General features: G+C 72.7%; 1 protein-coding gene. It reads left to right on the forward strand.

Translation table 11 applies throughout. The features are described from left to right. Positions 1 to 398 precede the first annotated feature (398 nt). On the forward strand, positions 399 to 598 hold a 200-nt coding region (locus ACRYM2_RS23180; RefSeq protein WP_432525061.1), incomplete at its 3' end, for a hypothetical protein.

Consider the following 598-nt stretch of genomic DNA (forward strand, 5'->3'; position numbering starts at 1 on the left):
CGGTCATCCCGCAGACCTCGCGCGTTTAGGTCAGGCGGTGACCTCGGCGTGGTCGCCCTGGTCGTCGCCCCCATCGCCTCCGACCCGCACGCCGGCGCCCTCGCCGCCGTCCTCCGTGCCGTGCTCTCCCTGCCGTCCTCGACCCATCGCGCCGACCCTCGCTCTCCGCCACCTCGTGCTGCCCGCGTCGGCAGACCCAGCCATGCTGCCCGCAAGACAGCCACAACGCCGACGTCGCGTTCATCCAGCCGTCCGCGACGTCACGGTCATCCCGCCTTCCGTGCGTGATCACGAGCAGTCGGCGAGGCCCTGACGCGGTGATCCACAGACGCTCGCACCCCACCCCTGCACAGCACAGGCACCCCCGCACACCTGCCGCGGACCGCTACCGTCGAACGGTGAGCACCAGCGGCACGACCGCAGCACGAGCGGCCACCGGGCGACAGCGCGACTTCCTAGGCCGGCGCACCTTCCTGCTGGCCTGCTGGATCGCCGTCGCCGCCGGCGTCCTGCTGCTCGGCACCCACGTTCCCGGCCAGCAGCAGCTCACCCTGCCCACCTGGGTCATCGCCACCGCCCTGGTCGGCTACCTCGGCGG

Source organism: Kineococcus aridisoli (genome assembly GCF_050871885.1).
In the GTDB taxonomy this organism is placed as follows: domain Bacteria; phylum Actinomycetota; class Actinomycetes; order Actinomycetales; family Kineococcaceae; genus Kineococcus.